General features: G+C 42.7%; 16 protein-coding genes and 2 pseudogenes. 11 read left to right on the top strand and 7 right to left on the bottom strand.

Translation table 11 applies throughout. The features are described from left to right. Window positions 1-135: 135 nt before the first annotated feature. Window positions 136-1,215 (top strand): L-threonine 3-dehydrogenase, encoded by a 1,080-nt coding sequence (gene tdh / locus DWX73_RS02780; protein ID WP_118346705.1) that lies wholly within the window; start codon window positions 136-138, stop codon window positions 1,213-1,215. Between the two features lie 45 nt (window positions 1,216-1,260). Continuing rightward, complete coding sequence (locus DWX73_RS02775) at window positions 1,261-2,463, top strand: glycine C-acetyltransferase (RefSeq protein WP_118346703.1); 1,203 nt, start codon at window positions 1,261-1,263, stop codon at window positions 2,461-2,463. Between the two features lie 92 nt (window positions 2,464-2,555). Here the strand turns inward: DWX73_RS02775 and DWX73_RS02770 are convergent, their stop codons facing one another. From DWX73_RS02770 to DWX73_RS02760, 3 genes are read right to left on the bottom strand one after another with little or no spacing between them, the layout of a single operon-like run. Then, on the bottom strand, window positions 2,556-3,131 hold the full coding sequence (locus DWX73_RS02770; RefSeq protein WP_118346701.1) for a chromate transporter: 576 nt from the start codon (window positions 3,129-3,131) through the stop codon (window positions 2,556-2,558). Continuing rightward, a complete protein-coding gene (locus DWX73_RS02765; RefSeq protein WP_118346699.1) occupies window positions 3,128-3,763 on the bottom strand; it encodes a chromate transporter in 636 nt (211 codons plus the stop codon). Before DWX73_RS02765 ends, DWX73_RS02770 begins: the two co-directional genes overlap by 4 nt. A gap of 13 nt (window positions 3,764-3,776) precedes the next feature. Next, window positions 3,777-5,288 carry a sulfatase family protein gene (locus DWX73_RS02760; RefSeq protein WP_118346697.1) on the bottom strand — a complete coding sequence of 504 codons (1,512 nt, stop codon included), beginning with the start codon at window positions 5,286-5,288 and terminating at the stop codon, window positions 3,777-3,779. 155 nt (window positions 5,289-5,443) lie between these two features. On the opposite strand from DWX73_RS02760, the gene DWX73_RS02755 reads away from it, so the two are divergent. Continuing rightward, window positions 5,444-6,328 carry a LysR family transcriptional regulator gene (locus DWX73_RS02755; RefSeq protein WP_158556812.1) on the top strand — a complete coding sequence of 295 codons (885 nt, stop codon included), beginning with the start codon at window positions 5,444-5,446 and terminating at the stop codon, window positions 6,326-6,328. A 99-nt stretch (window positions 6,329-6,427) separates the two neighbouring features. Here DWX73_RS02755 and DWX73_RS13810 read toward each other — a convergent pair whose 3' ends face one another. Genes DWX73_RS13810 through DWX73_RS02740 form a run of 4 tightly spaced genes read right to left on the bottom strand, consistent with a single transcriptional unit; the run spans window position 6,428 to window position 9,735 of the window. Beyond that, the gene (locus DWX73_RS13810; RefSeq protein WP_242996563.1) at window positions 6,428-6,874 is read right to left on the bottom strand and encodes a hypothetical protein; all 447 of its coding nucleotides are present in this window, start codon (window positions 6,872-6,874) and stop codon (window positions 6,428-6,430) included. Then, window positions 6,874-7,317, bottom strand: coding sequence for a hypothetical protein (locus DWX73_RS13805; protein ID WP_242996561.1), 444 nt, complete (start codon window positions 7,315-7,317; stop codon window positions 6,874-6,876). Before DWX73_RS13805 ends, DWX73_RS13810 begins: the two co-directional genes overlap by 1 nt. Window positions 7,318-7,333: 16 nt before the next feature. Continuing rightward, window positions 7,334-8,623, bottom strand: coding sequence for a 3-phosphoshikimate 1-carboxyvinyltransferase (gene aroA / locus DWX73_RS02745; RefSeq protein ID WP_118346693.1), 1,290 nt, complete (start codon window positions 8,621-8,623; stop codon window positions 7,334-7,336). A gap of 14 nt (window positions 8,624-8,637) precedes the next feature. Next, window positions 8,638-9,735: a prephenate dehydrogenase gene (locus DWX73_RS02740; protein WP_118346789.1), complete on the bottom strand. Its 1,098-nt coding sequence runs from the start codon at window positions 9,733-9,735 to the stop codon at window positions 8,638-8,640. A 259-nt stretch (window positions 9,736-9,994) separates the two neighbouring features. Between DWX73_RS02740 and DWX73_RS02735 the strand changes: the two genes are divergently transcribed. The 8 genes and pseudogenes from DWX73_RS02735 (at window position 9,995) to DWX73_RS02700 (ending at window position 22,603) form a co-directional block, all read left to right on the top strand. Further along, window positions 9,995-12,070: an elongation factor G gene (locus DWX73_RS02735; protein ID WP_118346691.1), complete on the top strand. Its 2,076-nt coding sequence runs from the start codon at window positions 9,995-9,997 to the stop codon at window positions 12,068-12,070. Then, window positions 12,070-12,780, top strand: coding sequence for an NUDIX domain-containing protein (locus tag DWX73_RS02730; protein ID WP_118346689.1), 711 nt, complete (start codon window positions 12,070-12,072; stop codon window positions 12,778-12,780). Before DWX73_RS02735 ends, DWX73_RS02730 begins: the two co-directional genes overlap by 1 nt. A 170-nt stretch (window positions 12,781-12,950) precedes the next feature. Then, on the top strand, window positions 12,951-15,158 hold the full coding sequence (locus DWX73_RS02725; protein ID WP_242996559.1) for a ribonucleoside-diphosphate reductase subunit alpha: 2,208 nt from the start codon (window positions 12,951-12,953) through the stop codon (window positions 15,156-15,158). 12 nt (window positions 15,159-15,170) lie between these two features. Continuing rightward, window positions 15,171-16,214 carry a ribonucleotide-diphosphate reductase subunit beta gene (locus DWX73_RS02720; RefSeq protein ID WP_118346687.1) on the top strand — a complete coding sequence of 348 codons (1,044 nt, stop codon included), beginning with the start codon at window positions 15,171-15,173 and terminating at the stop codon, window positions 16,212-16,214. Window positions 16,215-16,347: 133 nt separating this feature from the next. Further along, window positions 16,348-18,026: pseudogene (locus DWX73_RS02715) on the top strand (glutamine--tRNA ligase/YqeY domain fusion protein). 102 nt (window positions 18,027-18,128) lie between these two features. Then, window positions 18,129-19,537, top strand: a pseudogene (gene pdxR, locus DWX73_RS02710) (MocR-like pyridoxine biosynthesis transcription factor PdxR). Between the two features lie 4 nt (window positions 19,538-19,541). Further along, window positions 19,542-21,128, top strand: a complete 1,587-nt coding sequence (gene cls / locus DWX73_RS02705; protein WP_118346686.1) for a cardiolipin synthase — start codon at window positions 19,542-19,544, stop codon at window positions 21,126-21,128. A gap of 194 nt (window positions 21,129-21,322) precedes the next feature. After that, window positions 21,323-22,603, top strand: a complete 1,281-nt coding sequence (locus DWX73_RS02700) for an adenylosuccinate synthase (RefSeq protein WP_118346684.1) — start codon at window positions 21,323-21,325, stop codon at window positions 22,601-22,603. Window positions 22,604-22,726: the final 123 nt, after the last annotated feature.

Below are 22,726 nucleotides of genomic sequence, written 5' to 3'. Positions count from 1 at the left end.
GTGTGCGTAGTACAAAAACATTTATATAAAAATGTTCGTGTGAGAAAGAAGAAAATGCTTGAAATTTTCAGTAGAATGAGTTATGATGAAGTCAAATGAAACAATAGATAATTCATAAGAACAGGAGAGATTATCATGAGCGAACAGAACACAATGTGGGCACTTGTAAAAGCTGAAGCAGCCCCGGGATTAGCATTAAAGAAAGTACCGGTTCCGAAAGTAGGTACAAATGATGTGAAGATTAAGATCCATAAGACAGCAATCTGCGGAACAGACGTACATATCTATCAGTGGAATGAATGGGCACAGCATACAATTGCAGTAGGACAGACAGCCGGACATGAATATGTTGGAGAGATCGTAGAGATGGGATCTGGCGTACAGGGCTTTAAGATCGGCGATATCGTATCTGGTGAAGGACACATTGTATGCGGACAATGCCGTAACTGTCTGGAAGGACACAAAGAGAACTGTAAAGATGCAAAAGGTGTTGGCGTAAATCGCGATGGCGCATTTGCAGAATATCTTGTGATCCCGGCATCTAACGTATGGCCGACAAATCCTGAAATTCCGGAAGAAATGTATGCAATTTTTGATCCGTTCGGAAATGCAACACATACAGCACTTTCTTATGATGTATTAGGAGAGGACGTCCTGATCACAGGAGCCGGTCCGATCGGTATTATGGCAGCTGCAATTGCTAAGTTTGCAGGCGCAAGACATGTTGTTATCACAGATTTCAACCAGTATCGTCTTGACCTTGCGAAGAAGCTTGGCGCAACAAGAACAGTGAACCTTGCAAATGAAAAACTGACAGATGTTATGGCAGAGATCGGTATGAAGGAAGGCTTTGACGTCGGAATGGAAATGTCAGGAGCAGCAGCAGGTTTCAGAGATATGATCGATAACATGAAACACGGCGGAAAGATTGCAGTTTTAGGACTTCAGAGACCGGATGCACAGATCAACTGGGAGACAGTTATCTGGAATGGTCTGAACATCCGCGGTATTTACGGACGTAAAGTATGGGATACATGGTATAAGATGACAACAATGATTCAGGCAGGACTTGACATTTCCGGTATCATCACACACAGACTGAATATCAAAGATTACAAAGAAGGATTTAACGCAATGATCTCCGGACAGTCAGGAAAAGTAATTCTGAACTGGGAAGACCTTGATCAATTAGAAGAACAGTCTCAGGAAGTTTAAGAACAGAGATAAGAGACGCAGAAGATAGAAAGGATTGAGTTCGAAATGGCACGTAAAAACGACATTTTAAGTATCTACACAAAAGAAGTAGAAGACATTAAAGCAGCAGGTTTATTCAAAGGAGAAGCTCCGATTGTTTCCCCGCAGAGCGCAAAAGTAAAATTGGAAGACGGAAGAGAAGTTATTAATATGTGTGCAAATAACTATCTTGGACTTGGCGACAATCAGAGACTGATCGATGCTGCTAAGAGAACTTATGATGAAAGAGGATACGGAGTTGCATCTGTACGTTTCATCTGTGGTACACAGGACATCCATAAACAGCTGGAAGCAAAGATTTCAAGCTTCCTCGGAACAGATGATACAATCCTGTATTCTTCCTGCTTCGATGCAAACGGCGGATTATTTGAAACAATCTTAACAGCAGATGATGCTGTTATCAGTGATGAATTAAACCATGCTTCTATCATCGATGGTGTTCGTTTATGTAAAGCAAAACGTTTCCGCTACAAAAACAACAACATGGAAGATCTGGAAGCAAAATTAAAAGAAGCTGATGAAGCCGGAGCAAGAGTCAAATTAATCGCTACAGATGGTGTGTTCTCTATGGATGGTATCATTTGTAACTTAAAAGGTGTTTGTGATCTGGCAGACAAATACAATGCGCTTGTTATGGTTGACGACAGCCATGCAGTTGGATTTGTTGGAGCACATGGACGTGGAACAGCAGAACATTGTGGTGTTGAAGGACGTGTTGACATTATCACAGGTACTTTAGGAAAAGCGCTTGGTGGAGCATCAGGCGGATACACATCAGGACGTAAAGAAATCATTGATCTTCTCCGTCAGAGAAGCCGTCCGTACTTATTCTCTAACTCTCTTGCTCCGGCAATTGCAGGTGCAAGTATTGAGATGTTCAATATGTTAGAAGAAAGTACAGAGCTTCGCGATCATCTGGAAGAAACAACAGCTTACTATCGTCAGAAACTGGTAGATAACGGATTTGATATTATCATGGGAACACATCCATGTGTACCGGTTATGTTATATGATGAAGTAACAGCAGCTGAATTTGCAGAACGTATGAGAGCAAAAGGTGTTTATGTAGTAGCATTCTCTTATCCGGTAGTACCGAAGGGAAAAGCAAGAATCCGTACACAGGTTTGCGCAAGCCATACAAAAGAAGATATTGATTTCATCGTAAAATGCTTCATCGAAGTAAGAGAAGAAATGGGATTGAATAAATAAGGTTCGTATTATATAAAAAAACAGGCAGAACGCTTCGGAATGAAATAAATTCCGGCAGGCGCTCTGCCTGTTTGCTTATGAATGAAATGCAGTTAAGAAAATAAATCTGCAGCTGCATATAAAAGAGTTCCGGCGATACCGCTTCCAAAAATAATGAGAATTGGATTTAGACGGAATTTCCGGAGAAGGAAGAGTCCGACTGCAAAAAGCAGAAATTCGATTCCGTGAAAATGATCTAATTGAATTCCGGCAAGGTCGGAATTAAAAACTGCAAGAATGAAAATAGTACAGGCAGCGCCTGCGATCATAGAAACAATAGCCGGACGAAGACCGCCAAGAACGCCTTGAACAATGTCCAGGTTCTTGTATTTACAGTACAGCCATGACAGGAGCAGTACGATGATAAGAGATGGTGTAATGCATCCAAGGGTACAGACAATGGCGCCTGTCATACCGCCAAGACGCTGTCCGACAAAGGTTGCGGCATTTACTGCGATGGGCCCGGGAGTCATTTCTGCAATGGTAATCAAATCTACAAACTCGTCCATTGCAAGCCAGTGATGGGTATTGACAACAAGGTTCTGAATGAGAGACATTGCAGCATAGCCGCCACCGAAGCTGAACAGACCGATTTGAAAAAAGCATGCGTACAGTTCTGCTAAAATCATGATGCCCTTCCCCCTTTCTCAACGGTGTTGGTGTGGTATTTCTTTCGAAGTGTCATCAGAAGTCCGATGACTGCACAGATCAGAATGATGACGATGGAACTAACTTGAAAGAAAAAGGAAGCTGTAAATGCTGCAGCAGCCAAAAGAATAAGAAATGGCTGTTTTGCATGAAACAGATTTTCAATCAGAGTGATCACAACATCGAAAATAACGGCTGCCACACCAGCTCTCATAACTTGAAGCGCCAGTGCGATAATGCGATTATCACGGAACTGTTCATAACAGATGGAAATCAGAGAAATAATAGCTACCGGTGGAATGATCGTGCCAAGTACTGCGGCAATGGCGCCGGGCAGTTTTTTGATACGATATCCAAAGATAATAGCGGCATTGACTGCCAGTGCTCCGGGAGCTGACTGCGCGATGGCAGTCAGATCCAGCACTTCTTCTTCTGTAAGCCAGTGGAGATCTTCTACAAATTTTTTCTTCATTAACGAGATAATGACAAAGCCGCCTCCAAAGGTAAAGGTGCTGATTGTCAGCATCGACCAGAAAAGCGTAAGGTAGGTGCGAAGTCCGCCCGGAAGAGCGGAAGAGGTTGTTGTTTTTGAATTTTCTAAATAATTTTTCATAAGTCTGCTCCGATTATGCATTTGAAATGCGCGGCATCCACATAATTTCTTTGCCAAGTTCTGCCCAGATATATTTCAATAAAAGTTCCTGTTTTAATGACTGTGAATTCGGATCATCCCAGAGATTATGGAGTTCCTGCGGATCATTTTCCAGATCAAACAGTTCCCCATATGTCTGGTTATAGTAGACCGTCAGTTTATAGCGCGTATCTACATAAGTCTTCAGATGAATTGTCGTAGGTTCATGGTGATGTTCGCAGATGGCGTGATCCCGGACAAAGTCCTTCTGCCCACACCAGACATCTTTTTCGCTGAGACCGGCCATTGTGCGGGGAATTGGAAGTCCGCAGAAGTCCAGGCAGGTTGGAGCGATATCCACAAGTGACTGGATAGCAGTATTTCTTGTACCGGCAGGAATCTGTCCCGGGAAACGCGCGATCATCGGTACTTTAATCATATCTTCGTACAGGAAAGGCCCTTTGGCGTGGAGACCATGCTGACCAAAGAAATGTCCGTGGTCTGTTGTGAAGATGACAAGGGTATTATCTGTAAGTCCCAGTTCATCCAATTTATCGAGAATTTTTCCGATGTATTTATCCATTAGAGAGACCATTCCGTAGTAGACAGACATATTCTTTCGAGCCGTTTCTCTGGAAATATTTGCATGGGAATGCATTCCGTGGCAGAAGAAACCACTTTCCTGCCAGGAAGAAAAATCAGCATTCGGATCTTGCGTCAGCTGAAAATGCGGCGGATTGTGATCGTGTTCTCCGGGAACAACTTCCGGTACGTCCAGATCAATATCATCATACATGGTATCCCATGGAGAAGGTGCAAGATAGTCCGGATGCGGATCAAAGAAACTGCTCCAGAGGAAGAATGGTTTGTCAGATTTGCTGTATTCTTCTAAAAGAGCATTGCTTCGTTCGGCAATCCATGTGTCATAATGGAATTCTTCCGGAATATCCCAGTGATATTTTTGATCTTTTGGCATGGTTCCCGTTGGTGCAGTAAAGTAGTCGCGCCAGTTTTTGCAGCCCTTTTCCTCCATCCAGAGTGCGTAGTGCTGTCCGACAAGAAATTCGTTTGTATGGTTTCGTGCAAGCTCTACATGGTCAAACCCATAGAATGGATCGTGAAAATTCTTCCAGAAATCAAGATCCTGAAGGAGCGGCATAGACTCCAGGGAAGGAAATTCATCTGTTGTCAGATTCGGCTGGAAATGTGCTTTGCCGACAAGCGCTGTCTGATAGCCTTCTTTTGCTAAATAGGAGCCTATCGTTGGTTCAGTTTCCGGCATTTTTGTTCCCAACGTCCATCCGCCGTGCTGGGATGGATACTTTCCGGTGATCAAAGATGCCCGGGTCGGTGTACAGGTTGGGTTTGGACAATAGGTGCGGTCAAAGAGCATCCCTTCTCTTGCAAGCCGGTCAAGATTCGGAGTTTTGATCTTGTCATTCAAGATACCGAGAGTTGAAAAATGCTGCTGATCGCTTGTGATCCATAAAATATTTGGCTGTTTCATATGATATCTGCTCCTCAGTTTTTACTCTGTTCTTATCATAACCTTTCTTGTTCTATAAGTAAAATAGTATTATAATATAATATATATATGAAAAATAATATAGATTAATCTGTATAAAAGAATGGGCGTGATATGTCATGGGAGGGAAAATAGAAATGACTTTGAAACATTTGCGGATTTTTGTGGAAATTTGCAGGCAGAAAAGTGTGACAGGAGCAGCCAGAGAACTCTATATGTCTCAGCCGGCAGTCAGTCTTGCACTTAGAGAGCTGGAAGAGTATTATGGACAGCAGCTATTTGAACGGATTTCCAGAAAACTTTTTATTACAGAGGCGGGCGAGACTGCATATCAGTATGCATCATCCATTTTAGAATTGATGGGAGAGATGGAACAGACACTTAGAAGAGATACCTTTCAGAAGAAAATCCGGATTGGCGCCAGCATGACGATGGGTGTCTACTATATGCCCAATACCATTGCGAAGGCAATGAAACAGTTTCCGGATCTTCGGATTCAGACACAGGTGAACAGTACAGAGCTTTTGGAGGCAGCGCTTCTGGAAAATGAGCTGGATTTTTGTTTTGTTGAGGGACCGGTACACTCAGAGCATTTGGCGGTGGAGATGCTTCGGGAAGAAGAACTTTGCATTGTCTGTCACAGGGAACATCCGTTGCTGCAAAAAGAACATTTGCTGCTGAAAGATCTTGCAGAAGAGAACTTTCTTCTGCGGGAAAAGAACAGTGGAACGAGGGCGGTGATAGACAGTGTATTTCTTCTGCACAATTTTTCGGTAACACCGCTCTGGGAGAGTACCAGCACAGTGGCGCTTTTGCAGGCAGCGGCGAAAGGAATCGGGATTACCATTATTCCACAGCAGTTTCTGAAAATGGAACATATGGAGGAACAAGTAGGAGTTTTGAAATTGTCAGACGCTTATTTCAGAAGACGATTTCATGTGATCCATCATAAAAAGAAAGTGCTTTCAAAAGAAGCAAAGGAAATTATGAGATTGCTGGAAGAAGAACTAAAACAGGAATAGATGAAAAAACACTGAGGTGATAGAATAAGAGCCAGACCATGATCAGATCAGGGTGTGGCTCTTTTATAAAGTGGTTTATTTGCATAAAGTAATCCGGAGTTAGCGAATAACAGTTGGAGTTGTTTTTCCCCAATTGAAGGCAAGTAAATTATTAATTGCACGCAGCATAGATTCTTTTTGTTCAGGAAGATCTCCCTGGATTGTGTAAGCATCAAGAACAGTGGAATCTACATAACTGCACCCGGTCACATGGAGATTCTCCAGAAGAATACGTTCTTCCAGAAGGATTTCCTCCGGTGTCATAGGATCAAACTCTCCTCTTTTTACCATCTTTTCCAGAGGTGTATGTTCCCATACTTTTAATTTCAGGCACCAGATATTCTTTGGATGTGTACGGTTCAGCATACGGGCGGTTTCGATGGCATGGAGATTTCGGTAAGTACGTCCTCCAAGGCCAAGAATTACAGTAACACAGTAATCGATGCCGATTCTGTCCAGACGATTCAGGGCAGAAACTGTCTGTGAAGACGTAATTCCTTTGTTCATCAGTGCGAGAATTGAATCACTTCCGGATCTACGCCGATGTGAAGCATGGATAATCCCATTTTATGCAGTGTTTGGAGCTCTTCATCGGTCTTGCGAAGAACATCGTCAATGCGCGCATACATAGAGAATTCATATACATGAGGCATATACTTGTCAGTCATGTCGAAAATCTGACAAAGAATATCAGAAGAGATTGCGAATGCATTTTCTCCTAATAGAAAGAGCCGTTCGGCATCAGGACGGAGCTGTCCGAGGATCTTCATATTATGCTCAATTTTATCCAGGGGATGAATCTGAAATGGATCTTTGGCGAAATCGCAAAAAAGGCATTTGTGCCAACTACAGCCAAGGGCTACTTCCAGTGCAGGAACACCTTCTTCCCAGGGTGGCTGATAAATGGTGTCGTGGGTATAAATAGATGCGTATAGTTCTTCTCGTGTCATAAAAACTCCTTTCAGATTACTGGCTAAGTGAGCGCAGTGTTTCAAAAAATGTCGGATAAGATACATCAACACAGTGACTGCTGTCAATGGAGGTAGTTCCCTCAGCAATTAGTCCGGCAATGGAAAATGCCATTGCAATGCGGTGATCCAGATAGCTGTTGATCTGTGCGCCGTGGAGTGACTGTCCGCCCCGGATAATCATACCATCTTCTGTCGGGGTAATGTCGGCGCCCATTGCCTGAAGTCCTTCAGTTACTGTTGCAATCCGGTCAGTCTCTTTTACCTTCAATTCCTGTGCATCTTTGATGATGGTAATTCCTTCTGCGGCAGCTGCCATGACTGCGATCATTGGAATTTCATCAATGAGAGATGGAATGAGTGCCCCTTCGATTGTTGTTCCGTGGAGTTTGCTCGTACGGACAAGCAGATCAGCAGTTGGTTCCTGATCCGTATGTTTGTTGACAAAGGTAATGTCAGCGCCCATGTTCCGGCATACATCAAGAATTCCCGCTCTGGTAGGATTGATTCCTACATTGCGAATCAGAATCTCAGAATCCGGTACGAGAAGACCCGCTGCGATAAAATAAGCGGCAGAAGAAATATCTCCCGGCACACAAATGTCCTGTGCATACAGTTCGCTGCAAGGAAAGATGGATGCACTGGCACTGCCGTCGCTGTGTACAATCGAAGTGATATCAGCGCCAAAAGATTTCAGCATTCGTTCCGTATGATCTCTGGAAAGTGCCGGTTCCGTTACTTTTGTTTCGCTGTCACCATAAAGTCCTGCCAGAAGTACGGCAGATTTTACCTGAGCAGAAGAAACGGGAGAGAGATAGTGAATTCCGTGAAGCGTTCCCGGATCAATCTGAAGAGGGGCGCACCCGTTTCCTTTCAGGCTCTTAATAGAAGCTCCCATCTCTGAAAGTGGACGTATGATTCGTCCCATGGGACGGCTGTTCAGAGAATGGTCGCCGGAAAGAACAGAAGAAAACTGCTGTCCTGCCAGAATTCCGGACAGAAGACGGGTAGTTGTTCCGCTGTTGCCGACATCCAGTATGGTTTCCGGTTTTCGCAGCCCATGCAATCCCTGTCCATGAACGGTTACATTGGTACCGCTATGCTCGATTTCGATTCCCATACTGCGAAAACACTGGATAGTAGAACGGCAGTCAGCGCCTGGCAGAAAATTTGTAATTGTTGTATTTCCCTGTGCAAGTGAGCCGAACATGACAGCGCGGTGGGAAATGGATTTGTCGCCCGGAACTGTTACAGTACCGGACAGATGAGAAATCGGATGAAACTTCATCGGTTTGTCCTCCTTTAACGTCTGTATATAATATAATGATATTTTTCCAGAAGGGCAGCGGCATGGTCAGATGCTGCCTCATCGTAAAATTCGATATGCAGGACTCCGTCTTCAAATTCCCGGTTATGCAGAATACCAATGTTCTTAATACTGATACCGGATGCAGAAAGAATGGTTGCAATGGCAGCAATTCCTCCGGCTTCGTCGATCAGATCACAATAGATAGAGAAAGATTTCTTGATAGGTCCGGCAGAAATCTCCGGCATGGAATTGCGGTATTCTCTTGCTTCGGCAAAAAAAGAATGGAGTTTGTCCGCATCAGAGGTATCGACAAGTGCTTTTATTTTCTCAAGGGAGGCAATGTATTCTGAAAGAATCTTGGAAATATATTCCTGATTCAGAAGACAGATATGCTCCCACATTGTTGGAGAAGAGGAAGCGATCCTTGTGATGTCTTTAAATCCTCCTGCAGCAAGCATTTTCATAAGCTGATTGCTGTCATCCTGTTCCTTTACGAATTTCACAAGGCCGGATGCAATAATATGGGGAAGATGGCTGATCATTCCGGTAATTTGATCATGCTGCCGGTAATTGAGCCGGATCGGAATTGCACGCAAGGATAGGATCAGTTCCTGAAAGGTCTGAATCCGCTCTTCCGGTACCGTGTCAGAAGGAGTGATGACATAGTAGGCATTTTCAATAAGGAAGGCCTTGGAGTTGCTGTAACCGCTTTTTTCAGAGCCGGCCATTGGGTGACCACCGATAAACTGTCTGTCAAGTCCGAGTGCCTTCACTTCTTCATGGATAGAAGTTTTTACACTGCCGACATCCGTAAGAAGTGTATTTTCATCAAGATATCGGAAGATTTGTTTTAAATATGCATTATTATAAGAAACCGGAGTACAGAGAAATACAAAGTCACATCCCCGGAAACTGTCGTCTATCGTACTGCAGGATGCTGTTATGACATTTTCCTGCAGCGCCAGTGCCAGTGTCTCTTTGCTTTTGTCAAAGGCTGTAATTTCACAGTCAGGATAGTATTGCCGGACTGCTTTGGCGATGGAGCCGCCGATCAGGCCAAGTCCGATAAATCCGATTTTGTTAAGTGTCATAGGTGTTGAGTCCTTTCTTTGTGCGCCGTTTTCCGGACATCTTTTCCAGATTGTGTGAGAATCGTTTCTTTCAGATGCCGGAATCAAGCTATGTACTGTTATTTTATTGTATTTTGCTGCATTTGTCAATGCAACGCCACTTTAAAGTGAGAAAGTGAAAAAAGAAAAATTGTATATTTTACATAAAATAGTTGTAAAATCATAAAAATTTTAGTACAATATAGCTATTAAGATGACATGCAAGGAGGCAGCGTGAATTATGAAAGTGTATAGAACCGATGAGATCAGAAACGTGGTACTTTTAGGACATGGCGGAAGCGGTAAAACAAGTCTTGTTGAGGCAATGCTGTATGTATCCGGAGCGACAAACCGCATGGGTAAAATTACAGACCACAATACTGTCAGTGATTTTGATAAAGAGGAACAGAAACGCGAATTTTCTATCAGCACAAGTTTGATTCCCCTGGAGTGGGAGAAAGCAAAGATCAATATTCTCGATACTCCTGGATATTTTGACTTTGTCGGAGAAGTAGAAGAAGCAGTCAGTGCAGCAGATGCAGCAATCATTGTTGTATCCGGTAAAGCCGGCGTGCAGGTTGGAACAGAGAAGGCGTGGGAACTCTGTGAGAAATATCATTTACCGCGTATGATCTATGTAACGGAGATGGATGTTGATGATGCAAGTTTCCGTGAAGTAGTGGAAGAATTGACAGCGAAATACGGAAAGGTAATTGCCCCGAGAGCTGTTCCGTTCCGTGAGAATGAAAAACTTGTAGGATATGTCAATATTATTAAAAATGCGGCAAGAAGATTTACCGGAATTGCAGAGCGTGAAGAGTGTGAGATGCCGGATTATATCGTTCCGTATGTGGAGAAATACCGCGAGAAATTATTGGAAGCAGTAGCTGAAACGAGTGAAGAATTTATGGAACGCTATTTCAATGGCGAAGAATTCTCTACAGAAGAAGTAAGAGCTGCGCTTCGTTCCAATGTTATGGATGGAAGCATTGTTCCGGTTGGTATGGGATCAAATCTTGAGGCTCAGGGTGTTGCGAACTTATTATCTGATATTGTAAGATTTTTCCCGAGTCCGGATAAGAGAGAATGTGCAGGTATTAAGCGCACAACGAATGAGATTTTTGAAGCGAACTATGATTTCGCAAAATCAAAGAGTGCATATGTATTTAAGACAATGGTAGATCCGTTTATTGGAAAGTATTCCTTTATTAAAGTATGTTCCGGAGTATTAAAAGGAGAAGATACACTTTACAATGCGTCAGCAGATGCAGATGAGAAGCTCGGAAAGCTATATGTGATGAGCGGTAATAAGCCGATCGAAGTATCTGAACTTCATGCAGGTGATATCGGCGCTATTGCGAAACTGGCATCCACAAAGACAGGAGATACACTTTCTACAAAATCAACACAGATTATGTACGGAAAGACAGAATACTCTGTTCCGTATACATATATGAAATATGTTGTTAAGACAAAAGGTGATGAGGACAAAGTTTCTCAGGCGCTTGCTAAGATGATGGCAGAAGATGTAACATTGAAAGCAGTCAATGACAGCGAGAACCGTCAGTCACTGCTCTATGGTATGGGAGATCAGCATCTTGAGATTGCAGTGAGCAAACTTGCTTCCAGATATAAAGTGGATGTGACATTGGAAACACCAAAGGTTGCATTCCGTGAGACAATCCGTAAGAAATCAGATGTAGATTCCAAATATAAAAAACAGTCCGGAGGTCATGGACAGTACGGACATGTAAAGATGCGTTTTGAACCTTCAGGAGATTTGGAAACACCGTATGTATTTGAAGAAGAAGTTGTAGGAGGAGCTGTTCCGAAGAACTACTTCCCGGCAGTTGAGAAAGGACTTCAGGAATCTGTTGTGAAAGGACCGTTGGCCGGATATCCGGTTGTTGGTGTGAAAGCAGTGTTGTACGATGGTTCTTATCATCCGGTGGATTCTTCTGAGATGGCATTTAAGACAGCTACGATTCAGGCATTTAAGAAAGGAATTCTGGAGGCATCCCCAGTATTATTAGAGCCGATCGCCAACTTAAAAGTAACTGTTCCGGACGAGAACACAGGTGATGTCATGGGTGATCTGAATAAGCGCCGTGGTCGTGTTATGGGAATGAATCCGGTCGGTAACGGCAAACAGGTAATTGAAGCTGAGATTCCGATGACAGGTGTGTTCGGTTACTGTACAGTGCTTCGTTCTATGACAGCAGGACGCGGTTCTTATGAGTATGAATTTGTTCGCTATGAACAGGCTCCGTCAGATGTACAGGAGAAAGAGATTGCGAACCGTCAGGCAGAAGAATAATGAGTAGATTTTTAGAAAATGTTGCCCCGTTTTTAGGAACGGGGCAAAAAAATGCAGAGGGAAAGACACTGGAGGAATTTCTGGAGCAGTATGATCCTGCCAGATATGAGACGCCAAGCTGCACAACAGATGCAGTCATCTTTTCTTATAAAAGAGAAGAAGATTTAAGAAAAGATTTTCCGGGATGGAAACTGCTTTTGATCCGTCGGGGGAATCACCCTTCTATCGGTTATTGGGCACTTCCGGGAGGATTTGCAAATATGAGAGAAGATCTGGATGTGACAGCGAGGCGAGAGCTGGAAGAAGAAACAAATGTGACAGGACTTTCGATGGAACAGTTTGCCACTTATGGGAAGATGAACCGCGATCCACGCACGAGAGTCATCACAACAGCCTATATGGCTCTTGTAAAGCAGGATGATCTTCAAGTAGAAGCGGGAGATGATGCTGCAGATGCCGCATGGTTTTCCATCCGCCTGAATTTATTGGAAGAAATCCGGGAGGAAGACCAAAATGTGCGCAGATATGAGCTGCAGGTTGCGTGTCAGGAGAAAGCGGTTACGCTGCGGGCAGTAGTGCGGCAGAAAGAGCGGATCGGACTGATTCGGGAATGGGATTTTACAGTAGAAGACGGCGGTGAGATCGCGGTAGATCATGCGGCGATCATTGTTCATGCGCTGTGGATTCTGAGAGAGAGAATGAAAGATTAAAAATGCAGGGGCAGGTGTGACTCGTATGAGTGATATCTGCCTTTTTCCAATGTTTTAAGCGTTTCTTGTATAAAAACTGTAATATATATAGAACTAAAATGAGAAAAAAATATTGCAACACACTATATGTTGTGGTATAAATGGTACAGTGACAGAAAGGAGAAACAACGGTGGATTTTGAACGATTATATAAAGAACTTGAGAAGGATTTCCCGGAACAAGAATATGCTGTGAAAAAGCTGAAAGAAAAGTTTCAGACATTGTACCGCGAAAATATGACAGAAGAAGAACAAGTTCAGATGCTTTTGAAAGCAGCAGCAGAACTTACGAAAGTGGAAGAACCGAAGTGGGAATTTGTAGCTGCCCGAATTTGTCTTTGGCATTTCCGGGGGGAGATGAAAGCGGCAGAGGAGAAGGCAGGGATTCATTCTTTCTATGAAAAACTGCGTTATCTCACAGAAGAAAAGCTTTACGGAGCATATATGCTGGAAGCATACACGAAAGAAGAAATTGATGAATTTGAACAATACATGGAACCACAGCGGGATAAATTACTGAATTATTCCGGGCTGATGCTGCTTTTAGAGCGCTATGTTATCCGAAGCAGACAGGGTGTTCCTTTGGAGACACCACAGGAAATGTTTCTTGGAATTGCCATGCATCTTGCAATGAAAGAAAAGAAAGACAGAACTCTCTGGGTAAAGAAATTTTATGATATGTTAAGTACATTGAAGGTAACGATGGCAACACCAACGCTTTCTAATGCGCGAAAACCGTATCATCAGCTATCTTCTTGTTTTATTGATACGGTACCGGACAGTCTGAACGGCATTTACCGCAGCATTGATAACTTTGCAAAGGTAAGCAAATTCGGAGGCGGCATGGGCTTGTATTTCGGAAAGGTTCGGGCGAATGGAAGTACGATCCGGGGATTCGAAGGAGCAGCCGGTGGGGTAATACGCTGGATTAAGCTGGCAAATGATACAGCAGTAGCCGTTGATCAGCTCGGTGTACGTCAGGGGGCGGTGGCTGTGTATTTAGACGCATGGCACAGAGATCTTCCGGAATTTTTGGCGCTTCGCACCAATAATGGAGATGACCGCCTGAAGGCACACGATGTATTTCCGGCAGTGTGTTATCCTGATTATTTCTGGGAAATGGCAAGAGATCATATCGAAGAGGACTGGTATCTGATGTGTCCCCATGAAATTTTGACAGTAAAAGGATATGCACTTGAGGATAGTTACGGAGAAGAATGGAAGGAGAAATATTTCGACTGCATAGCAGATGAAAGGATTCACAAGCGCATCATACCAATGAAAGATTTGATCCGGCTCATTTTGAAAAGTGCAGTGGAGACCGGAACTCCGTTTACCTTTAACCGGGATGCGGTAAATGAAGCGAATCCGAATAAACACCGTGGGATGATTTACTGCAGCAATCTTTGTACAGAAATTGCGCAGAATATGTTAGAGATTCTTGATGTAGAACAGAGGATTGAGACAATCGATGGAGAAGAAGTCGTTGTAACAGTGACAAAACCGGGAGAATTTGTTGTGTGTAATCTTGCAAGTCTGTCTCTTGGAAGGATTAATACAGATGATCCGAAAGAACTGATGGACATTACGGCAAATGCTGTCCGGGCGCTGGATAATGTGATTGATCTGAATTATTTTCCGGTACCATATGCAAAGCTGAACAATCTGAAATACCGTCCGATCGGACTTGGCGTGAGTGGATATCACCATATGCTTGCTAAACGGGAAATTGACTGGGAATCAGAACAACATCTTTCTTATGTGGATCGTGTGTTTGAGACGATTAATTATGCGGCAGTCCGGGCGAGTATGGAAATTGCAAAGGAGAAAGGGGCATATACATATTTTCCGGGAAGCGAGTGGGAGAATGGAAAATATTTTGAACGCCGCGGTTATAAAAGTGAACGCTGGAAGAAGCTGGCAGAGGAAGTAAACTGTTACGGGCTTCGCAATGGGTACCTGATGGCGACAGCACCTACAAGCAGTACAAGTATGATCGCCGGAACAACGGCAGGGTTAGATCCGGTTATGAGCCGGTTTTATCTGGAAGAAAAGAAGAATTCTATTGTGCCGCGTCTTGCACCGGAACTTTCAGCCGAGACATTTTGGTATTATCAGAATGCATATTTGATTGACCAGACATGGTCTGTCCGTGCCTGCGGTATTCGGCAAAGACATATTGATCAGGCTCAGAGTATGAATCTTTATATTACAAATGAATATACGCTGCGAGGTGTGCTGAATCTTTATATCAAAGCATGGGAAGAGAAGGTTAAGACAATCTATTATGTAAGATCAAGAAGCCTGGAAGTAGAAGAGTGCGAAGTTTGCTCAAGCTAAAATGGAGGAACAATGAATAAATTAAAAAGAAAACCGCTGTTTTGTCCGGAGGGAGACACAGACGTGCGAAATCGCCGGATCATCAATGGCAATACAACAAATCTGAATGATTTTAATCATATGAAATACACATGGGTAAGTGACTGGTATCGTCAGGCAATGAATAATTTCTGGGTACCGGAGGAAATTAATCTCGGAGCAGATGTGAAGGATTATCCAAAGCTGACAGAGGAAGAGCGAAGAGCATACGATAAGATTTTGTCCTTTCTTGTGTTTCTGGATAGTATTCAGACTGCTAATCTCCCGGCGCTTGGGGAATTTATTACAGCGAATGAAATTAATCTCTGTTTAACGATCCAGGCATTTCAGGAAGCGGTACACAGTCAGAGTTACAGCTATATGTTGGATACGATCTGCGAGCCGCAGAAACGAAATGAAGTGCTTTATCAGTGGAAGAATGATGTGCATCTTTTAGAGCGAAACACATTTATCGGAAATATTTACAATGCATTTCTCGAAGAGCGAAGCGCAGAAAACTTTATGAAAACAGTGATCGGAAATTATATTCTGGAAGGAATCTATTTTTACAGTGGTTTTATGTTTTTCTACAATCTTGGCCGGAATCAGAAAATGCCGGGATCTGCGCAGGAAATCCGCTATATCAATCGGGATGAAAATACGCATCTCTGGCTGTTTCGTAATATGATCCGGGAGCTTCAGAAGGAAGAGCCGGAGTTATTTACAGAAGAAAGGACAGAAGAGTACCGCCAGATGATCCGTACCGGATGCGAGCAGGAAATCAAATGGGGCCATTATGTGATCGGCGATGGAATTTCAGGTCTGACAAAACAGATGATTACAGATTATATTCAGTATCTCGGAAATCTCCGCTGCCAGAATCTTGGATTGGAACCGATTTACGAGGGACATCTTGAAGAGCCGGAGAGCATGGGCTGGGTAAGTCAGTACAGCAATGCGAATATGATTAAAACAGATTTCTTTGAGGCGAGAAGTACCGCATATGCAAAGAGTACCGCATTGATTGACGATCTGTAAATGAAGAAAATAAGAGAGAATGAAAGCTGTGGAGAAATGTATCGCAAAATGTCTTGACTGGAAATTGACAGTCAAGTGTATGTTATGATAGAATATCTGATACGAATGAACCAAATGAGGAGGATGGATTCTCATGGAGAATAATAATAATGAAACTGTTGTATCTAAAAACTTTATTGAGCAGGAGATAGATAAAGATTTACAGGAAGGCGTTTACGATCATGTCTGTACACGGTTTCCACCGGAGCCGAACGGATATCTTCATATCGGACATGCGAAGTCTATTTTACTGAACTATGGTCTGGCACAGAAGTATCATGGAGAATTTCATATGCGTTTTGATGATACGAACCCGACAAAAGAGAAAGTAGAGTTTGTTGAATCAATTAAAGAGGATATCAAGTGGCTTGGAGCAGACTGGAAAGATCATTTATATTTTGCATCAGATTATTTTGATGTGATGTATGAGTGTGCGGTAAAGCTCATTCAGAAAGGCAAAGCTATGTATGTGATCTGACACCGGATGAGATCCGTGAATACCGCGGAACATTAACAGAACCTGGAAAGAACAGCCCATATCGGGATCGTTCTGTGGAAGAGAATCTGGAATTGTTTGAGAAGATGAAGAATGGCGAATTCGCGGACGGGGAGAAAGTACTTCGTGCGAAGATTGATATGGCGTCTCCGAATATTAATATGCGTGACCCGATTATTTATCGTGTAGCACGGATGGAGCATCACAATACAGGAAATAAGTGGTGCATTTATCCGATGTATGACTTTGCTCATCCAATCGAAGACGCAGTGGAAGGAATTACTCATTCTATCTGCACATTGGAATTTGAAGATCATCGTCCACTTTATGACTGGGTTGTAAAGGAATGTGAATTTGAGAATAAGCCGCGTCAGATTGAGTTTGCAAAATTATATTTAACAAACGTGGTGACAGGTAAGAGATATATCCGCCGTCTTGTAGAAGATGGAATTGTAGATGGATGGGACGATCCGCGTCTTGTATCGATTGCAGCACTTCGTCGCCGTGGATTCACACCGGAATCCCTGAAGATGTTCATGGAGATGTGCGGTGTGTCTAAGAGCCAGAGCTCTGTTGATTATGCGGCTCTTGAATACTGTATCCGTGAGGATTTGAAGATGAAGCGTCCGCGTATGATGGCAGTGCTTGATCCGATTAAGCTTGTGATTGATAATTATCCTGAAGGACAGGTAGAATATCTGGATGTTCAGAATAATCTGGAGAATGAAGAACTGGGCTTCCGCAAAGTACCATTCTGTCGAGAGTTATATATTGAACGGGAAGACTTTATGGAGGAACCGCCGAAGAAGTATTTCCGTCTTTTCCCGGGTAATGAAGTTCGCCTGATGCATGCATACTTTGTAAAATGCGAAAGTTTCGTAAAGGATGAAAATGGGAATGTAGTAGAAGTACATTGTACTTATGATCCGGAGACAAAGTGCGGAAGCGGATTTACCGGAAGAAAAGTAAAAGGAACGATCCACTGGGTACCGGCTCCGTATGCGTGCAAAGCAGAAGTCAGACTTTATGAGAATCTTGTAGATGAAGAAAAGGGAGTTTATAACAAAGAAGATGGTTCATTGAATTTGAATCCGAATTCCCTTACAATCATAAAAGATGCGTATCTGGAACCGAGTTTTGAGGATGCAAAAGCATATGACAGCTATCAGTTTGTGAGAAATGGTTACTATTGTATAGACGCAAAAGATTCAAGACCGGATGCGCTCGTATTTAACCGCATCGTGTCTCTGAAGAGTTCTTTTAAGTTACCAAAATAGCAGAACAAGTAGAGGATGACTCAGACTGTCCAAAGAGACATGCGTGTGGGAAGTCCTCTTTTGCTTTTAAAAATATTTTCAGACAGAGAGGCATAAAACAGGATGAATGAGCTGACGATACATTTGAATCCGGAATTGAAGCAGCCGCTTTATGAACAGATATATGACTACATTCGAAAAGAAATCCGTCAGGGAACCCTTGAGGTGGAAGAACGGCTTCCGTCTACAAGAGCATTGGCACGCTATCTGGAAGTCAGCAGAAGCACAGTTGAGCTTGCCTACGAACAGCTGTTGTCAGAAGGTTACATTGAAGCGAGACCATGCAGTGGATTTTTTGTTGCATCGATTGAAGGGCTGTATCAGATTGAGCCGGAAGAACAGGATGTGCCGGCGTTTTTGGATTCGAGGTACGGACGTATCGCTATGATTTTACGCCAAATGGAATTGATTTGGGAAGTTTTCCTTATTCTGTGTGGAGAAAACTATCAAGAGAGGTACTGTCTGTGGATAATTCAGAATTATTTGCGTCCGGAGAATCCCAGGGAGAATACAGTCTTCGTGCAGAGATCAGTAATTATCTCCATCAGGCCAGAGGAGTGAACTGCAGTCCGGAACAGATTATTGTAGGAGCAGGAAATGATTATCTTCTGATGCTGCTTTCCATGGTTTTGGGTAACAGGAAGATCGCATTTGAAAATCCGACCTACCGCCAGGCCTATCGAATTTTCAAAAGTCTTGGCCATGAAACAGAAACGGTAAATCTGGACAAGAGTGGAATGAAGATTGATGAGTTGGAGGAATGTGGCGCACAGATTGCCTATGTCATGCCGTCGCACCAGTATCCGCTTGGAATTGTAATGCCTCTGCGGCGGCGCCTGGAGCTTCTGGAATGGGCGAAGCGGGACAAAAATCGCTATATTATTGAAGATGATTACGACAGTGAATTTCGTTATAAAGGGAAGCCGATTCCGGCTCTTCAAGGATATGATAGAAATGCAAAAGTCATTTACCTCGGAACTTTTTCGAAATCCATTGCACCTGCGATACGAATGGGGTACCTTGTTCTGCCCAAAGAGCTGCTTGCAGTTTATCGGGAGAAAAGTCGTTTTCTCAACTGCACTGTTCCGCGTATTGAGCAAAAAGTTGTTGAACACTTTCTCGAAAAGGGATATTTTGAGAGGCATCTCAATAAAATGCGTGCGCTTTACCGGGGGAGACATGACAAATTGCTTGAATGTCTGAAACCAATGGAACAGATCTGCCAGGTATCAGGGGAACATGCAGGAGTGCATTTGCTTTTGACATTTGATGATAGATGGACAGAAGAAGAGTTACTTCAAACTGCGGCGGAGCAGGATATTAAAGTATATGGATTATCTGAATATTATACAAGACCGTGGGAAATGGGAGGAACAACAATCCTTCTAGGATATGCGAATATGAGCGAGGAGCAGATTCGTGAAGCAACGGAGATTCTTGTGAGAATCTGGAAAAAAGAAGAAAGGATGTGAAGACATGGATCGAGTTGATCTTGTAAAAAATAAAGCGCAGGACACGGCAAAAAAAGCTAAAAAGGGTGCGTCCTATCTGATCTACAGTCGGACAGCGGTTGTTGTTGTACTGTTGCTTGCACAGGTAATGTTTATGATCGCGATGGTAAATTATCTGCAGAAATACATGTCTGCAATTTACTTTATGCTGGCTATTTTTAGTGCAGTCATGATCATTTATATTTTGAATGAAAAGGGAAATCCCGAATTTAAGATGACGTGGATTTTATGCGTAATGCTATTTCCGGTGTTTGGAACACTGTTTTATCTTTTTGTTAAGACAGAATTCAGCACCAGATATATCGGAAAACGTCTCAGTGAACTTAAAATCGAAACAGCTCCTTATATGGAGGAAAATAAAGAAATAGTACAGGCGCTGAGAGCCAATAAGCCTTCAAATGCCAATCTTGCTTATTATATGTCGCATCAGATTGGATTTCCGACCTACCGCAATACGGAGGTGACCTATTTCCCTCTCGGAGAAGATAAATTTGAAGAGATGATACGACAGATGGAACGGGCAGAAAAATTTATCTTTATGGAGTATTTTATTGTAGATGAGGGATATATGTGGAATACAATTCTGGAAGTGCTTGAGCGTAAAGCTGCAGAAGGAGTAGAGGTACGCTTTATGTATGATGGAATGTGCAGTATTGCATTGCTCCCGTATCGTTATCCGAAAACACTCCAGAAGAAGGGCTTGAAAGCCAAAATGTTCAGCCCGGTGCATCCGGTGCTGTCAACGCATCAGAACAATCGTGACCATCGGAAAATCTGTGTTATCGATGGAAAGGTTGGATTTACAGGCGGTATTAATCTGGCTGATGAATATATTAACCGTAAAGAACGGTTTGGACATTGGAAAGATACTGCAGTGATGTTGCGGGGAGATGCGGTTCAGAGTCTGACAGTGATGTTCCTGCAAATGTGGAATGTGGATGAGACAGTAAAAGAAAAGTTTGATGCTTATCTGACGCCTTCAACAACAGGACTTAGAAGAGAACTGGGATTTGTGCTTCCGTATGGCGACAGTCCGTATGACCATGAAAATGTTGGAGAGGAAGTATATTTTCACATTTTAAATCATGCTAAAAAATACGTACACATTATGACTCCATACTTGATTCTGGATGGAGAGATGATTACAGCGTTGACGCGGGCAGCGAAAAGTAATATTGAAGTAATTATTATCATGCCACATATTCCAGACAAAAAATATGCGTTTGCGCTTGCAAAAACTTACTATGAAGAACTTCTGGAAGCAGGAGTACAAATTTATGAATATACACCGGGATTTGTACATGCGAAAGTGTTTGTGGCAGATGATGATACAGCAACGGTAGGAACCATCAATCTGGATTATCGAAGCCTGTACCTTCATTTCGAATGTGGAACATTTATTTATCAGAATGCAGTGGTATATGATATTGAGGAAGATTTCCAGAATACACTAAAGAAGTGTCAGAAGATTTCTATTACAGATGTAAGGACAAGACCATTTATTTCCAAAGCAGCAGGGGAGATTCTTCGGCTGGTGGCTCCTCTTATGTAATAGCGGTTGCATAGGTATGAGGACCTATTGAAATATTGGGAGTCTACAAGAATAAAAGCATATAAAATTTTATTTTGTGGAAAATTACTATTGTCAATAAAAAAAGATGAGAGTATAATTTCTCCGTAAAAAATAATCCGGCGAGGCGGAAAAAGCCAATGTCGGCGGTGACGTAAAACAGGAGGTAATGTTGTATGGTAAAAGCAGTAGTAGGAGCTAACTGGGGAGATGAAGGAAAAGGCAAGATTACAGATATGCTTGCAAAGCAGGCAGATATTATTGTTCGTTTTCAGGGTGGTGCCAATGCCGGACACACAATTATAAATGATTATGGAAAATTTGCACTGCACACTCTTCCATCAGGTGTATTCTATAGTCATACAACAAGTGTTATCGGAAATGGTGTTGCTTTAAATATTCCGGTTCTTATGAATGAGATCCAGTCTATTGTTGAGAAAGGTGTTCCAATGCCGAAAATTCTTGTGTCAGACAGGGCGCAGATTGTTATGTCATATCATATTTTATTTGATCAGTATGAAGAAGAAAGACTGGGAGGAAAATCATTCGGTTCCACCAAATCCGGTATTGCTCCGTTTTATTCTGATAAGTTTGCAAAGATCGGATTTCAGGTCAGCGAATTGTTTGACGAAGAACTGTTAAAAGAAAAAGTTGTGCGTATTTGCGAACAGAAAAATGTACTTCTTGAGCACCTTTATCACAAACCGCTTCTTACACCGGAAACTTTGTTGGAAGAGCTTCACGGATATCGTGATACAGTTCGTCCATATGTGTGTGATGTGTCGCTTTTCCTTTATAACGCATTAAAAGAAGGAAAAGAAGTACTTCTGGAAGGGCAGCTCGGTACACTGAAAGATCCGGATCATGGAATTTATCCAATGGTAACATCTTCCTCGACACTGGCTGCATATGGAGCTATCGGAGCCGGTGTTGCGCCATATGAGATTCAGAAGATCATTACTGTTTGCAAAGCATATTCAAGTGCAGTGGGTGCAGGTGCTTTTGTAAGTGAAATTTTTGGAGAAGAAGCAGATGAATTGAGACGTCGCGGTGGAGATGGCGGTGAATACGGAGCAACAACAGGACGTCCGAGACGTATGGGCTGGTTCGATTGTGTTGCTTCCAAATACGGATGCAGAATGCAGGGAACGACAGATGTTGCGTTTACCGTATTGGATGTGTTGGGATATCTGGAAGAAATTCCGGTATGTGTTGCCTATGAGATTGACGGCGAGATTACAACAGACTTTCCAACAACACATTTACTGGAAAAGGCTAAACCAGTATACGAGATTCTTCCGGGGTGGAATTGCGATATTCGAGGAATTAAGAAATATGAAGATCTGCCGGAGAACTGCCGCAAATATATCGAGTTTGTTGAAGAGAAACTTGGCTATCCGATTACAATGATTTCTAATGGACCGGGAAGAGACGATATTATTTATCGGCAGAAATAAAAATAGAAAGAGAAGTCAGAAAAGTTCTATGCAAGAAAAATCGTCTTGTATAGAACTTTTTTTATGCAGTTTTTCTATGATACAAAAGATTTACAAAAAATAAATCAGAAAAAAATAATAAAA

This window comes from Coprococcus sp. AF21-14LB, from assembly GCF_003458885.1.
Lineage (GTDB): Bacteria > Bacillota > Clostridia > Lachnospirales > Lachnospiraceae > UBA9414.
Note: the sequence above shows the minus strand (reverse complement) of the source record. Positions and strands in the feature narration are given on the sequence as shown.

Excerpts from the sequence above, each read along its gene's own strand:
- DWX73_RS02720 (WP_118346687.1), top strand. The coding sequence starts at position 15,171 with ATGAATAAATTAAAAAGAAAACCGCTGTTTTGTCCGGAGGGAGACACA.
- DWX73_RS02740 (WP_118346789.1), bottom strand. The coding sequence starts at position 9,735 with ATGACACTTAACAAAATCGGATTTATCGGACTTGGCCTGATCGGCGGC.
- DWX73_RS02730 (WP_118346689.1), top strand. The coding sequence starts at position 12,070 with ATGAGTAGATTTTTAGAAAATGTTGCCCCGTTTTTAGGAACGGGGCAA.
- DWX73_RS02755 (WP_158556812.1), top strand. The coding sequence starts at position 5,444 with ATGACTTTGAAACATTTGCGGATTTTTGTGGAAATTTGCAGGCAGAAA.
- DWX73_RS02735 (WP_118346691.1), top strand. The coding sequence starts at position 9,995 with ATGAAAGTGTATAGAACCGATGAGATCAGAAACGTGGTACTTTTAGGA.
- DWX73_RS02770 (WP_118346701.1), bottom strand. The coding sequence starts at position 3,131 with ATGATTTTAGCAGAACTGTACGCATGCTTTTTTCAAATCGGTCTGTTC.
- DWX73_RS02700 (WP_118346684.1), top strand. The coding sequence starts at position 21,323 with ATGGTAAAAGCAGTAGTAGGAGCTAACTGGGGAGATGAAGGAAAAGGC.
- DWX73_RS02760 (WP_118346697.1), bottom strand. The coding sequence starts at position 5,288 with ATGAAACAGCCAAATATTTTATGGATCACAAGCGATCAGCAGCATTTT.
- DWX73_RS02765 (WP_118346699.1), bottom strand. The coding sequence starts at position 3,763 with ATGAAAAATTATTTAGAAAATTCAAAAACAACAACCTCTTCCGCTCTT.
- DWX73_RS13805 (WP_242996561.1), bottom strand. The coding sequence starts at position 7,317 with ATGACACGAGAAGAACTATACGCATCTATTTATACCCACGACACCATT.
- DWX73_RS02775 (WP_118346703.1), top strand. The coding sequence starts at position 1,261 with ATGGCACGTAAAAACGACATTTTAAGTATCTACACAAAAGAAGTAGAA.
- aroA (WP_118346693.1), bottom strand. The coding sequence starts at position 8,623 with ATGAAGTTTCATCCGATTTCTCATCTGTCCGGTACTGTAACAGTTCCG.
- cls (WP_118346686.1), top strand. The coding sequence starts at position 19,542 with ATGGATCGAGTTGATCTTGTAAAAAATAAAGCGCAGGACACGGCAAAA.
- tdh (WP_118346705.1), top strand. The coding sequence starts at position 136 with ATGAGCGAACAGAACACAATGTGGGCACTTGTAAAAGCTGAAGCAGCC.
- DWX73_RS13810 (WP_242996563.1), bottom strand. The coding sequence starts at position 6,874 with ATGAACAAAGGAATTACGTCTTCACAGACAGTTTCTGCCCTGAATCGT.